Raw genomic sequence first — 15,192 nt, 5'->3', positions numbered from 1 at the left:
AAGTGAAGAATAGGGAGGACATTTTAGGGCCACAAGAAGAAAATTTAAAGGCAGATATTCTGAAAATTGAAAGAGCGCTTAATTATTACAAAGGTCTTTCTGATGAGGTGGCTGGTCATAATATTATGGTAGACACTCAAGTGATTCTATTAAAAAGAGATCTTGAGCAAAAGAAAATAGGTTATGATATTCTTAAAAGACTCCATGATATTATAGGTGCTCAGTTTAATCTTGATGATTTTCATAATTCTACGCTACAACTTATTCTTACCCGCTTAAAAATGGATCGTGCGGTTGTGCTTTGGCGTGATAAAGCCAATTCATTTTTCGTCAATTATCACTTGGGCTACACTAAGGACGAGTCTCGCCGAAACCTCAAGCAACCTTTTGATTTTTCGTTAATAAACGCTCTTGATGATCCACATTTGTTATTCAATAAGGCAACTAAAAAAGAAGAGCATCATAAAGAATTATGTGAGCGATTGCTATTACCCTATCTTGTTGGTACGCCTATAAAAACAAGAGCGGGCATAGAAGGTTGGCTTATTGCGGGAAGAGAGAAAGAGGCGCGACCATTTTATCCACCATTATTGCCTGGAGATTTGGAGCTTTTTGATGTTATGGGCGGCTTTATAAAGGCGGCAGTTTCTAATTTTCATTTGTATGCTAATCTAGAAAAAGCCAATCAAAAACTTGATAATTACAATAAAGAGCTTGAAGCTAAAGTTTTTGAGCGTACCAGAGATATAGAGAACAGCAGACATGAACTGGAAAAGGAAAAAGTAAAATCAGACCGACTTTTGCTCAATATTTTACCTCTGCAAATTGCAAATGAGCTCAAAGAAAATGGTCAGTCTAATGCGCAATCACTTACTAATGTTACCATAGTTTTTACAGATTTTGTCAATTTTACACAATATGCCCAGAATATGGAGGCTCAGGAACTGGTCTCGCGGCTTCAGGATTGTTTTACCAAATTTGACAGAATTATCGAAAGGTATGATCTGGAGAAAATAAAAACAATAGGAGATGCGTATATGGCTGCCGGCGGAATGGGAGGAAATACAAAAGAAGCCTGTATAAATATAGTAAAAGCAGCTATTGAGATGCAGGCATACGTAAAGAAAAAAGGAGGAGAATCTGGTGCTGAAGATACGTTTTACCGTATGCGTGTAGGGATTAATACGGGCGACGTCGTAGCCGGGATTGTTGGTTTAACTAAATTTCAATACGATATCTGGGGAGATACAGTTAATACCGCTTCGCGAATGGAGAGCTATAGCCAAATGGAAAAAGTAAATATTTCTACTTCTACCTATGACCTTATCAAAGACTGTGATGACTTTGAATTTGAATATCGTGGCAAAATTCAGGTTAAGGGAAAAGGAGAAATAGGGATGTATTTTGTGTATTCAAGAATATAAAAATATTAATTAAAATTTTTCTTGTAGACTTGGTATTTCTGCAATTATATTTACAGCCTTGTACACTAATTAGTGCATGTGTCCTGCACTTTTCTAGCTTTAGCAAAGGGTCATTAACTCAGTTGGTTCAGAGTGTCACGTCGACAACGTGGAAGTCACTGGTTCGAATCCAGTATGACCCACTTAAATTTCAAAACTCCCTTATTAGTCAAAGACTTGTATGGGGTTTTTTGTTTTAAGGAGACAAAATATAGCTATAAGAGTTTTCATTATATACCATTTTATCTTTTTGTAAGTTATTCAATATGATTATACTTGTTTAGCAGGTTATTTATTTGAAGATAATTTCAATTAGCTTACCACACATTTGATCCTAAAACATGAGAAGCATTCTTAATTCTATATTCATTCTAATTTTCCTTTTGAGCAGCGGATTAAATTTCGCAGCAGTAGCTACAATTTCGCTTAAAGCGAAAACTGCCCCTACTTTAGCTTATCAGGAAACTCCATATAAATCTATAAGCGAATTAAAAACCCGCCCCCAGAGCTTAAAATCGGCTCAAAGTGATGAAATATATGCTGCAAAGGATAATTCTTCATATCATGATGAATCTTTAGAAACGTTTAAAAATGTGGGTTTAGATATCGAAGCATTCGGAGCAGTAGGAAACGATGATCAAAATGATCAAATTGCATGGAATGCTGCTGTTAAGGCTGCTAAGAAAGGTAACCGAACCGTAATTATACCGCCTAAAAAATTTATACTCGATAGTGTGGTTATATATTCAGATGTTAATTACGTAGGTCTGTCAGAGCATGAAAGTGTTCTTGAAGCCGCCGATTCAGATTTAGATTGGTTTGTTAGGCTGGATAATGGTCCTGTACAGCGGCTTCAGATTTCTAATCTTACATTTCAAGGGATAGGTGAGAGGAATAGTGGGCAAAAAGGTTTGTATTTATCTGCTTCAGAGAGTGACTATTATCCATACCATGGGGGCATGTGGTATTCTACTTTTAGCTATATAACCGTGAAAGGTTTTGATAGCTCTCCTTTATATATGCAGGCACAACTAGGTTTGAGAAATGGTGATTTAGTTAATCAGTTTATAAGCTTTAATCAATGTCATTTCTTTAGATCAGCAGGTCAAAATAATGCTGTAACTGTAATAGGTAAAAATGGGCAAATGGACTTTAATAATGTTGTGGTTGAAGGACAGTTGTCTTCATGGATGACTGGTAAAGAAAATAAATCTACTGATATTTATATTGGTCGAGAATTCAAAAATGGTGAGCCTTTGACAGACACGACACCATATACATTACATTTTAATCTGCTGACTGTTCAAAATGCAGATTTAGGAGTTGAGATAGACAGGGCACAGAATGTACATATAAGTGGTTATTTTGAGAATTTGCATAGAGGCATAAAGATTGTGAACTCTGCTAGTAATATAACTGTTGACCAAGTTCGTTTTGCTAATAGCGCTAGCGATGGAAAGGATACTGGATACGGGGTATATGTAAATAATTCGAGTGCATCAATAACCAATAATTACTTTTGTGGCGCTCATGATTTTATAATTTGGGGGGTGAATCATAACGGAATAAGTCAATTTAACAACACAGGGAGTGGGAAATTAAAAACGAAAGGTATAACCCAGCAGATGGCGATCGCTGCAGATGGGTCACTTAATATAAAAAATCTTACTAGTGTTATGGTTAATACGGGAGATAAAGAGTTATCTATAATTAGTAGTAAGCATATGACAGGAAGCGAAATTACAATAGTTGCTTTAGGGAATGGAACCCTTACAATAAATGATAAAGGAAACATAGATATACCAGGTGGGAAACTTGTACTATCATCTAAGGAAGTAGCTACTTTTAAAAAATTTGATTTAAGCAGTGAATGGTTGCTCGTGAACACAACCAATCGTTAATTATATAAGGAATTTTTAGAAATAGAATCCCTCGACAAGGTTTCAGAGTGTTTCGATGACAATATTGACTTAAAAATTTTAATTTTAGAGCAAATCTAAAACACGTTCTAGAGCCATACCACGTGAGCCTTTAATTAGAATATGACCTGAGTTTTTAATTAAAGTTTCTTTATTTACTCTGGATGAAAAATCGGTGTATGTGTCATATTTCTCCATATTTGAAGCAGTTTTTTGGACTTTATAAAAGTTGCTCCCAAGCAAAATTATCTTATCAAAATTCATTGAAATAGCCAGTTCTACTATTGCCTCATGCTCTTCTTCTGCAGCAGACCCCAGTTCAAACATATCTCCTAAAATCACAGTTTTATAACCTGATTTTAGCTTCGCGAAATTCTGCAAGGCTGCCTGCATACTTGTAGGGTTTGCATTGTAAGCGTCAAGAATAATTGTATTATTTCCTTTTTGAATAATTTGAGACCTGTTGTTTGTGGGAGTATATTCTGCTATTGCTTTATGAATAGCTTCTGCCGGTACTTCAAAATAATTGCCTATAGCGACCGCTGCGGCTATATTTGTGGCGTTGTATGAGCCTATGAGATTACTTTCTATTAAATGCGACTTGACATCTATCGCTGCATATGGATTTGCATCAACATATTTAATCACAATATCATTACCTGCTTTTGTGCCAAAGGTAAACGTGTTGCTATAGGTTTCTTTTAACTGTATAGGGTCATCACTATTGATAAACAAAGTCTTGTTATTAGATTTTAAGTAAGCGTAGAGTTCGCTTTTGCCTTTAATCACACCTTCTTTGCTGCCAAAACCTTCTAAATGCGCTTTGCCAAAATTTGTGATGTAGCCATAATCTGGTGCGGCTATTTCTGCCAGTTGTTCTATCTCCTTTAAATGGTTAGCGCCCATTTCAATAATACCAATCTCAGTTTTTTGGGTCAAGCGCAGCAAAGTGAGTGGAACCCCAATATGATTATTTAAGTTACCAAGTGTTGAAACAGTGCTGAATTTTTGACTTAAAACAGCGTTTATTAGCTCTTTTGTGGTGGTTTTTCCGTTACTACCGGTGAGTGCGATAATTGGCGTTTTTAACCGATTTCTATGGTGTTTTGCGAGGTTTTGTAAAGTTTTAAGACAATCGTCAACTAAAACCGTTCTATCGTTCTGAGCGTATTCTTTTTCATCAACTATTGCCCAGGCTGCACCAGCTTCTAATGCCTTATTTGCGTAAATGTTACCGTTGAAATTTTCGCCCTTTAGAGCGAAAAAAATATTACCAGTTTCTATTTTTCTGGTGTCTGTAGAAACTCCTGTACTTTTTAAAAAGAGTGAATGTAGATCTTGAATGTTCATTGCTATTATGATACAAAAAATGCCCTATGCGATTGCAATAGGGCATTTAAAATTATAAAATCTTTTTATTAGTTGCGGGCTTTTTTCTTGCCTCTTGATTTAGAACCTACTCTTGACATCGCATTTCTAAAACCTATATCGTCTGTAGCCATGATCTGTGGCAGGTATCTGCGTTGTGCAGGATCTAACCAATATTCACGATCTCTCCATGAGCCACCTTTGTAAACGCGCACTTCATTATCGATAAGTGTCGTTCTTGTGTTGCTCTTATCATATTCTTTTAATGTGCCTACGCTATCTGCTTCTACTTTATTTATGGGAGAGTCGTACATACGATCTTCATCAGAAGATGCGTCTGCAAAGCTCTGGTAATAGCGTGAAGATTGTTTGTCTCCATCTCTGTAATCACGGTTATCACTCTGTGAGAACTGTGTTCTTAGGTAAGTGTCATTTTCATCAACAGGAACTTGTAAGATCTCACCAGGAAGGTTACGTGCTACAATTTTACCATTTTCAAGGGTGTCGTAAACGATATCATCTGTTGTAACGACTTTTACAGTTCCGTCAGGATTTATGGCATTTTTCGTGTAAACGTTACCCCGGTAGTAGTTAAAGTCGTTAAACTCATCATCTACGATTGGTCTGTAAACATCTGCCACCCATTCTGAAACGTTTCCGGCCATATCATAAAGTCCGTAATCGTTAGGTGCATATGATTTTATTTCAGCAGTAATATCTGCATTATCATCAGACCACCCGGCTATACCACCGTAATCACCATTACCTTGTTTAAAGTTGGCTAATTGATCTCCACGGTCTTTTCTATCGCCAGAACGTGTGTAAGCACCGTCCCATGGATATTTTTTACGACCACGATATACGTTGTATTCTCTAAGATCACTTAAGCCAAGTGCCGCATATTCCCATTCTGCTTCTGTAGGTAATCTATAAAAACCTGGAGAAAGAATACCGTCTTCACGTCTCACATAAATATCTGTAGCTTCTGTAGAAGCATCTGGATTGTCATTACTTGCGCGTGGAGTATTGTTTTTCTCTCTTCTTTCAGACTCTCTACCACCACGTATTAATTCATCCTGACCACCATATGTTAAGCTGGGAGCATTTAAATACGTGTTAGTACTAAAAGTAGATTCTGCATCGTAATCATTTTTAGCACCTTTAGCAGTGTAGCCTTTTTGTTCAAGGATCAACTCATTATATCTGTCTGTTCTCCATTTACTAAATTCTACTGCCTGTATCCAGCTAACCCCTACAACCGGGTAATTAGCATACGCAGGATGGCGCAGATAGTTTTCTGTCATGGTCTCATTAAAACCAAGACGGTTACGCCACACTAAAGTATCAGGAAGCGCACCATAATAAATGTTTCTGTATTTGCTTTCTTCTGGAGGATATACCTTCTTAAGATAATCCAGATATTGAAGGTACATTAGGTTTGTAACCTCGGTCTCATCCATGTAAAAAGACTGTACATGTTGTTGAGTAGGGGTGTTATTCCAGTCATGCATAACATCATCCTGTACACGACCCATTGTAAAAGTACCACCTTCAATAAAGACAAGGCCTGGCGCATTAGGCTGCTCCTGATAGTCTGTAGCGGCTTTAAAACCACCGTCTCTACCATCAATATTCCACCCAGTGGCACGAGAAGTATTCTTGTAGTCGTTGCTCTTCCCACAAGATGCGAGTGTGAGTGCTGCAAGCGCAGTAACAAGAGTTCTGTTCACAAAGTTTTTCTTCATGTTTATTAAGTTATTTATAGCAAATTTGGGTCTGCAATATAGTCAATACAGTCTAATTTACAACTTGATATTGCTGCATACAAACCGCTAATTTAGTATATTATAGCGTTTAGCACTTAACTAACGCTGCAAATCTTTCTTTATTATTGTCTTTTTATCAAAATCTGAAATACTACATTTATACTTTCTAAAAATGAACTGCGTTAAAAGATAGATGAAAAAAGCTCTTGTTTTCATTCTCACCTGTGTCTTTGTTATAAGTGCTTACAGCCAGAATAAACGGTTTACGATAGTGTGGAAGGATGCTGTAAATGTTTCAACATCAGAAAAGCGTGTGGAAGTTCCCGGTTTTGATGCCGAGAATTTTTCATATTCTGAAAGTGAAGGAATACGCTATTATAATCAATGGAAGGAGACTCATAATTTTTCGCCAAAAGGCGCCAGCATTTCTGAAATTAGCTATGAAACGATTTCTACTTCCGAATTAAAGGACCTAAATCCCGATTTTATACCTAAAACGGCCGATTTTAATATTACTAAATCAATAGCCAGAGGTGAAACTTTTGCCACTGTGTCTCTTTCTCCCATATTTAATGACAACGGCATTTATAAAAGGGTGACAGCTTTTACAGTAAACTATGGTTTGGCAGCCACAGCGCAGCAAAGAACCGCAACATTAATAGATGATATTCCAAAGTCTAATTCTGTGCTGGCGAGCGGAGATTTTTATAAATTCTATGTAGACACTACCGGCGTATTTAAAATAGATCGTCGTTTTTTAAACGATCTCGGGATGAACGTAAATGCGATCAATCCCGAAACGATCAAGATCTATGGTAACGGTGGGGCGATGCTCCCGCTAAAAAATGAAGATAATACACTTTTTGATCCGCGTGAACTTGCAATTGAGGTCGTGGGCGGTGAAGATGGTTCTTTTGATAATGAAGATTATGTTTTATTCTATGGGGAAGGCACCCGTGTTTATAATGCTGAAAGTGAAACGCACGTGAATGCATATGACGACAGGTCATATTATTTTATAACTGCCAGCGGTTCTGCGGGAAAGCGAATAGCGCCCATGCAGCAGCCTGAAGCTAATGCCACAGAAGCCATAACTACTTTTGATGATTATCAGTTTCATGAGGTAGATACAGAGAATCTTTTGCGGCTGGGCAGGAGATGGTTTGGTGAGCGCTTTGATTTTGACAACGAGCAGCATTTTAAGTTTAACTTTCCTAATCTAATACAGTCAGAACCTGTGAAGGTTAGAATATACGTGGCAGCAATTTCAGATTCTCAAACTTCTTTTGAGTTTACACTAAATAATCAATCCGGGGGAACAATTGAGCTTGCGCCAATAACTGATGCTGTTCTGGCAAGAAATAATTTTTACGATACTTTTAAAAGTCAGTCAAATTATCCCCCTGTAAAAATCGGTAGTTCTGCGGTAGATATCGGTCTAAATTACCTAAATAACGGCGATCCTTCTAGTGTGGGTTATCTTGATTTTATTGCTTTAGAGGCGGTGCGCGAACTTAAAGGAGCGGGAACGCAATTGGCTTTTCATAAAAATAGTTCTGCCAGTTCTATAGGTATAGGTGAGTACACAGTAAGTGATGCGGCTCAATTCACACAGATTTGGGATGTTACAAATCCTTCATCTGTTACTTATGTAAACAATACAGAAAGTTCATCTACAATAAGCTTTAAAGCTCAACTGGGGTTTTTGCGTAATTATGTGGCTATAGATCCCAATGACTTTTACGAGCCTTTAATTGAAAATGGAAATACCAGGGTCGCTAATCAAAATCTAAAAGGGACGATCTTTAATGGTGCAAATGGCTTTGAAGATGTAGATTATTTAATGATCACTTCAGACCTTTTAAAAGGTCAGGCAGAAAAATTAGCCCAGCACAATAGAGATTATAGAAATCTAAATGTAAAACTAGTTACGCTGCGCGAAATATATAATGAGTTCAATTCAGGAACCGAAGATATAGGCGCCATTCGCAATTTTGTACGCTACGTATATGATAATGCGTCCACTCCTGAAAACAGACTTAAATATCTCTGTCTTTTTGGGGATACTTCTATAGATTATAAAGACAGAATTTCGGGAAATAATAATATAATACCCACATTTAATACATACTACAGCTTTTCTGAATCGCAAAGTTTTATGAGCGATGACTTTTACGGGTGTTTAGATCCCGGTGAAGGTATTCTTGAAGGTAGCAGCCCTGCGGGAAGTGGTGGTTCAGATATGCTTGATATTGCAATAGGTCGCATTCTGGCAGATAATCCACAGCTGGCAAATGAAGTTGTAGATAAAATAATTAATTATGACACGCGAACATCTTACGGGAGATGGCGCAATAATTTTGTGTTGATCTCAGACGATGTAGATTTTGCATGGGAACATACAGAATTGCAAACTACTCTAGATAGATTAGGAGATAGAATTCATGAGGAAAAACCATTTGTAAATGTTATAAAAATACACAGCGACAGCTATGAGCAGCAGTCATCTGCTGGTGGTGATCGTTACCCGCAGGTAAATGATGCGATATCAGACGCTATAGAAGTGGGTGCTCTTGTGGTAACGTATCTGGGTCATGGTGGGGAAGATGCTCTTGCTTCAGAATATATTTTTACCAGACAGAATGTACAGAATCTCAATAATGAAGAGCGCCTGCCGGTAATAGTAACGGTAACCTGTGAATTTACACGCTTTGATAACCCAACCCGGCCTGCGGCCGGCGAGGAGTTATTCTGGAATGCTAACGGTGGTGCTGTAGGTTTAGTGGCAACTACGCGTGAAATATCAGTAAGTCTGGGTGTGACTTTTAATGAGCGACTAGCCGCTAATCTTTTTGCGTATGGCACAAACGATATACGAAGCGTTGCAGAGAATTTGCGAGAAACTAAAAATAGGATCAGTGATTCTAAACGCCGCGTTATTTTCTATATAGGTGATCCTGCCATGAAGCTCGCTTTTGCGAAACCGGATATAAGATTAACTGCTATAAATGAAATTCCTATCACACAAAGTATAGATACGCTTAAAGCGTTAGGACGAGTTAACATAACAGGTGAAGTAGTAAGCCCTGAAGGGAATTTGCTTTCAGATTATACAGGTACGTTGGCAGCCACTATATATGATAAGAATATAGACAGGCAAACTTTGGGTAATGACGGTACAACAGGATCAAATGGTGAATTGTTAATACTCGATTTTCAAACTTTAGGAAATATTCTTTATCGCGGCCAGGCATCTGTAAATAATGGAAAATTTAGTTTTGATTTTGTTGTTCCAAAAGATGCCACTATTCCCTACGGAAATGGAAGAATTAGTTTTTATTCAGAAAGAGAAGGAGTGCTGGAGGATAATACGGGAGTAAATAATGAGATAATCGTGGGAGGTTTAAATGAAAACGCCCCAGAAGATAATGAAGGACCCATTATTAAAGCCTATATGAATGATGAGAGCTTTGTTAATGGCGGTATTACAAACACATCACCCTTTCTTTTAGTTAAACTGGAAGATGTAAACGGGATAAATACCTCGAGCGGGATAGGTCATGATCTTGTTGCTATTCTTGACGGCGATGAGACAAATCCTATTATACTTAATGATTTTTATGAGAGTGATGTAGATAACTTCTCTTTAGGTACTGCGTTACGTAAATTAAGAGATCTCGAGCCGGGTTTGCATACGGTTACCATTAAAGCGTGGGATACGTATAACAATTCTTCTACCGTTGATCTTCAGTTTGTGGTTGCCGGTGATGATGATATAGAATTAGAAAATGTTCTTAATTATCCCAATCCTTTTGTAAATTATACTGAATTTTGGTTTAACCATAATAGACCTTTTGAACCGCTTGATGTACAAGTGCAGATTTTTACCGTAAGTGGTAAAGTTGTTAAAACTATAAATCAGAATATTGTGACCTCTGGCTTTCTATCACGAGAGATAACCTGGGATGGTCGCGATGACTTTGGTGATAGAATTGGTAAAGGTGTTTATGTATATAAGATTACCGTAAAATCTACGTTAACCAATAAGCAGGTTGAAAAATTTGAGAAACTGGTCATCCTGTAATCATTAAAATATATATTTGTTTAAAGTCCTATACTTGAAAATGAGAAAATCTATTCTATTTGTTACTCTTGCTGCTATTTTTGGAAGCAATGCAATTAATGCGCAGGATAATCAGGAAAGCAGAGTAATAACAACAGGAGTTCCCTTTTTATTAATAGCCGCAGATGCTCGTTCTGCAGGTATGGGTGAGCAGGGTGTCGCCACCAGCCCAGACGCATATTCACAACAGTGGAATCCCGCAAAATATGCTTTTATTGAGCAGTCGCAAGGCGTGGGTGTAAACTATACTCCTTATTTGAGTCAATTAGTTAATGATATATTTCTTGGTCAACTTACCTATTATAACAGGCTTAATGAAAGAAGTGCTGTAGGAGCGAGTTTCAGATATTTTAGCCTTGGTGAAGTAGAATTAAGACAAACAGCAGACGAATTAGGGATTACAGAAAAACCTAATGAATTTACTTTTGACCTTTCTTATTCATTACGTTTAAGCGATCAATTCTCTATGGCTGTAGCCGGTCGTTATTTACGCAGTGATTTAAGGATTCCGGATACTAACGGAGATGCTTCAGCAGCAGGATCTTTTGGGGTAGATATTGCTGGTTATTATCAATCTGAAGCTATTGTTTACAATGATTTTGACGGGAGATGGCATGCAGGTTTCAATATTTCTAACATTGGGCCAAAAATAAAATATGACGATGCAGGTCAGGAAAATTTTATTCCCACTAACTTAAGATTAGGTGGTGGTTTTGATTTTATACTTGACCCGTATAATACAATAAATGTAGGTTTAGAATTTAATAAACTACTAGTTCCTTCTCCGGGTGATCTTAATGGTGACGGAGTTTATGACACTGAGGATGCGCAGCTTTATAATGATATAGGTTTCTTTAACGGGATATTTAAATCATTTGGTGATGCTCAGGACGGTTTTAGTGAAGAGATAAAAGAGGTTACCTGGTCTTTAGGTGCAGAATATGTTTACAACGACGCTTTCTCACTGCGTACAGGTTACTTTAATGAGAGCGATATGAAAGGAAGCAGGAAATTTGCAACCTTAGGTCTGGGCTTTAAATACACTACAATAGATATAGATGTATCATATTTGTTCTCAACTTCAAATGTGAGAAATCCATTAGAGAATACACTTCGTTTTGGTATTACCTTTGGGTTTGGAGACGAATACACCGAATACTAGCCTATGAAAAAAATTAAAATTGAGTCAGATCTGGAAGTTTATGATAGTTTAGATGAACTTTCGGCAGAGATTCAATCACTTATGAGTGCTGCATTTGAAGCTCGCGATAATGCCTACGCTCCCTATTCAGAATTTCATGTAGGTGCCGCCATTCTTCTTGAAAATGGTGAAGTGGTAAAAGGTAGTAATCAGGAAAATGCTTCTTATCCTTCAGGTTTGTGTGCAGAACGTACAGCTATTTATTATGCGGGTGCAAATTATCCCAATGTAAATATTGATACGATCGCCATTTCAGCGAAAGCTAAAAATAAACCCACATTGACTCCCATACCACCTTGCGGTGCCTGCAGACAGGCAATAGCAGAATATGAGGTTAAGCAAAAGAAGCCTATTAAATTGTATTTTATGGGTGAATCTGGTAAGGTATTAAAAAGCCATTCACTGGAGAATCTTCTTCCATTATTGTTTACTCAGGACTACTTGTAAGCTTTTATTTATTTTTTAGGAAACGCTTTCAGGATTCTTATTGTTTATGCTATTTTTGTTATTCGCTTTTTTTGAGCGTCATGGTGTATCGATAAACCAAGTTTGATGAAAGAAATTACCAAAGATGTATACCTTAACTGGTATGAAGAAATGCTCTTCTGGCGAAAGTTTGAAGACAAATTAGCACAAGTATATATACAGCAAAAAGTAAGAGGTTTTCTCCATTTATACAATGGTCAGGAAGCTATTCTTGCTGGTGCTCTGCATGCGATGGATCTGTCTAAAGATAAGATGATCACTGCTTATAGAAACCACGTTCAGCCTATAGGTATGGGAGTTGATCCTAAACGTGTAATGGCAGAATTATATGGAAAGAAAACCGGTACTTCTCAAGGTTTGGGAGGTTCTATGCATATCTTTTCTAAAGAGCATCGTTTTTACGGTGGTCATGGTATCGTAGGTGGTCAAATACCTTTAGGTGCGGGTCTTGCTTTTGCAGATAAATATTTTAAAAGAGATGCAGTAACTCTCACCTTTTTTGGTGACGGTGCTGCTCGTCAAGGTTCACTTCACGAGACTTTTAACATGGCGATGACCTGGAAGCTTCCTGTTGTTTTCTGTGTAGAAAACAATGGTTATGCGATGGGGACGTCTGTTAAGCGTACTGCAAACCATGAAGATATCTGGAAACTTGGTCTTGGTTATGAAATGCCATGCGGCCCGGTTGATGCTATGAATCCTCAGGCGGTTGCAGAAGCTTTAGATGAAGCTATTGCGCGGGCAAGAAGAGGTGACGGGCCTACGTTTTTAGAGATGAAAACTTACCGTTATCGTGGCCACTCAATGAGTGATGCTCAAAAATACAGAACAAAAGAAGAGGTTGCAGAATATCAAAAAATTGATCCTATAACTCAGGTTAAAGAGATACTTCTAGAGAAAAGTTTTGCAAGCGAAGAAGAGATAAAGAATATTGATAAACGTGTGAAAAAACGGGTTTCTGAATGCGAAAAGTTCGCAGATGAAAGCGATTTTCCAGATACAAGTTTAATGTATGACGTAGTTTACGATCAGGAAAACTATCCATTCTTATCACATAAACCAGAATAACTATGGCAGAAGTAATAAAAATGCCCCGCCTAAGCGATACAATGGAAGAAGGAACAGTAGCTTCCTGGTTAAAGAAAAAGGGAGATAAGGTTTCAGAAGGCGATATACTGGCAGAAATAGAGACAGATAAAGCAACGATGGAGTTTGAGTCCTTTTATGAAGGAACTCTGCTTCATATTGGTATACAAGAAGGTGAAACGGCTAAAGTTGATGCTCTTCTGGCCATAATTGGCGAAGAAGGTGAAGATATATCAGGTCTGTTAAACGGCGATGAAAGTTCTGAAGATTCTAAAGCGGAAGAAGAAGCAGAAGATGATACCGCTGAAGCGGAAGAAGAAACTGAATCTGGAGAAGGTGCTGATGATGTAGATGAGTCTGAAGATGAGGGCAGCGGTGAAGAATCTGAAGGTGAAATTCCTGAAGGGGTTGAAGTAGTAAAAATGCCTCGCCTAAGTGATACGATGGAGGAAGGAACAGTTGCTTCATGGTTGAAAAAAGAGGGAGATAAGGTAGAAGAAGGAGAAATTCTTGCTGAGATCGAGACAGATAAAGCAACGATGGAGTTTGAATCTTTTTACAAAGGAACACTTCTACATATTGGTATACAAGAAGGTGAATCTGCAAAAGTAGACTCACTTCTCGCAATAATTGGCGAAGAGGGAACAGACGTTTCAGGTATATTAAAGAGTTTTAAATCTGGAGGAGCTTCTAAGGCAGAACCTAAAAAATCGGTTAAAGAAGAGTCAAAATCGGAGGAAAAGGCTGAAAAACCAGAAACTAAGAAAGAAGAGTCTAAAAAAGAGGAAAAGAAAGAAGAACTAAAGAATAAAGAAACTGATTCTTCAAAAATGGCTGGTGAGGCGAAGTCTTCTTCAACAGCAGACGGTAGAATTTTTGCGTCACCATTAGCAAAAAAACTAGCTGAAGATAAAGGTATAGATATTTCTAAAGTAAAAGGTTCTGGAGATAATGGTCGTATTGTACGTCACGATATAGAAAATTACACCCCTTCTGGCGGTGGTGCATCTTTACAGTTTGCTCCTACAGGTGAAGAAAGTTATGATGAGATAAGCAATTCTCAAATGCGTAAGGTGATTGCTAAGCGTCTGGGTGAATCTAAATTCACTGCACCGCATTACTATTTAAATGTTGAATTTGATATGGAGAATGCTATGGCTTTCCGTGCTCAATTCAACCAGCTGCCAGAAACGAAAATATCTTATAACGATATGGTGGTAAAGGCTACAGCGCTCGCTTTAAAAGAGCATCCTCAGGTAAACTCACAATGGTTTAGTGATAAGATGCGTCTTAATCATCATGTTCATATGGGTGTTGCTGTAGCGGTACCAGATGGTCTTGTAGTGCCGGTAGTTAATTTTGCTAATGAAAAGTCACTTCAGCAGATCAATGCAGAAGTGAAAGATCTAGCAGGCAAGGCACGTAATAAGAAATTAAAGCCCGAAGAAATGCAAGGCAGTACTTTTACCATTTCTAATCTTGGTATGTACGGTATTAAGCACTTCACTTCAATTATAAATCAGCCTAATTCTGCTATACTTTCAGTAGGTGCGATCATAGAAAAACCTGTTGTTAAGAACGGTCAGATAGTAGTGGGTCACACGATGAACTTGTCACTAGCTTGTGATCATAGAACTGTAGATGGGGCAACTGGGTCAGAATTTTTACTAACCCTGAAGAAGTATATTGAGAATCCGGTTTTAATGCTGGCTTAATAGTAAGTACTAGAATTTAATAAAAATCCCATCGCCTACCGATGGGATTTTTTTATCTTAGAAGA

9 protein-coding genes and 1 tRNA gene are annotated in these 15,192 nt (G+C 37.7%); 8 read left to right on the top strand and 2 right to left on the bottom strand.

Annotated elements, in window-relative coordinates; all coding sequences use genetic code 11:
- Nucleotides 1–2 precede the first annotated feature (2 nt).
- The 3 genes from ACH3PA_RS04170 to ACH3PA_RS04160 all read left to right on the top strand — a co-directional run bounded on the left by ACH3PA_RS04170 (nt 3) and on the right by ACH3PA_RS04160 (nt 3,364).
- Nucleotides 3–1,424: an adenylate/guanylate cyclase domain-containing protein gene (locus ACH3PA_RS04170; RefSeq protein ID WP_416440056.1), complete on the top strand. Its 1,422-nt coding sequence runs from the start codon at nt 3–5 to the stop codon at nt 1,422–1,424.
- Nucleotides 1,425–1,531: 107 nt separating this feature from the next.
- Nucleotides 1,532–1,606: transfer RNA gene (locus tag ACH3PA_RS04165), tRNA-Val, on the top strand.
- Between the two features lie 198 nt (nt 1,607–1,804).
- Complete coding sequence (locus ACH3PA_RS04160; protein ID WP_416440058.1) at nt 1,805–3,364, top strand: hypothetical protein; 1,560 nt, start codon at nt 1,805–1,807, stop codon at nt 3,362–3,364.
- A gap of 84 nt (nt 3,365–3,448) precedes the next feature.
- Here the strand turns inward: ACH3PA_RS04160 and ACH3PA_RS04155 are convergent, their stop codons facing one another.
- Together ACH3PA_RS04155 and gldJ are read right to left on the bottom strand one after the other, a co-directional pair.
- The gene (locus tag ACH3PA_RS04155) at nt 3,449–4,732 is read right to left on the bottom strand and encodes a UDP-N-acetylmuramoyl-tripeptide--D-alanyl-D-alanine ligase (protein ID WP_416440060.1); all 1,284 of its coding nucleotides are present in this window, start codon (nt 4,730–4,732) and stop codon (nt 3,449–3,451) included.
- 68 nt (nt 4,733–4,800) lie between these two features.
- On the bottom strand, nt 4,801–6,495 hold the full coding sequence (gene gldJ, locus ACH3PA_RS04150; protein ID WP_416440062.1) for a gliding motility lipoprotein GldJ: 1,695 nt from the start codon (nt 6,493–6,495) through the stop codon (nt 4,801–4,803).
- A gap of 214 nt (nt 6,496–6,709) precedes the next feature.
- On the opposite strand from gldJ, the gene porU reads away from it, so the two are divergent.
- The 5 genes from porU (at nt 6,710) to ACH3PA_RS04125 (ending at nt 15,127) form a co-directional block, all read left to right on the top strand.
- Nucleotides 6,710–10,600, top strand: a complete 3,891-nt coding sequence (gene porU / locus ACH3PA_RS04145) for a type IX secretion system sortase PorU (protein WP_416440064.1) — start codon at nt 6,710–6,712, stop codon at nt 10,598–10,600.
- 40 nt (nt 10,601–10,640) lie between these two features.
- Entirely contained in the window at nt 10,641–11,801 is a 1,161-nt protein-coding gene (gene porV, locus ACH3PA_RS04140; protein ID WP_416440066.1) for a type IX secretion system outer membrane channel protein PorV, read from the top strand.
- 3 nt (nt 11,802–11,804) lie between these two features.
- Entirely contained in the window at nt 11,805–12,287 is a 483-nt protein-coding gene (cdd, locus tag ACH3PA_RS04135) for a cytidine deaminase (protein ID WP_416440068.1), read from the top strand.
- Nucleotides 12,288–12,392: 105 nt separating this feature from the next.
- The gene (gene pdhA, locus ACH3PA_RS04130) at nt 12,393–13,394 is read left to right on the top strand and encodes a pyruvate dehydrogenase (acetyl-transferring) E1 component subunit alpha (protein WP_416440070.1); all 1,002 of its coding nucleotides are present in this window, start codon (nt 12,393–12,395) and stop codon (nt 13,392–13,394) included.
- A gap of 2 nt (nt 13,395–13,396) precedes the next feature.
- Entirely contained in the window at nt 13,397–15,127 is a 1,731-nt protein-coding gene (locus ACH3PA_RS04125) for a pyruvate dehydrogenase complex dihydrolipoamide acetyltransferase (RefSeq protein WP_416440072.1), read from the top strand.
- Nucleotides 15,128–15,192: the final 65 nt, after the last annotated feature.

It is taken from the genome of Leeuwenhoekiella sp. A2, assembly GCF_047946655.1.
GTDB lineage: Bacteria > Bacteroidota > Bacteroidia > Flavobacteriales > Flavobacteriaceae > Leeuwenhoekiella.
The sequence above is the reverse complement of the archived record's forward strand: the minus strand, read 5'-3'. Positions and strand labels throughout refer to the sequence as shown.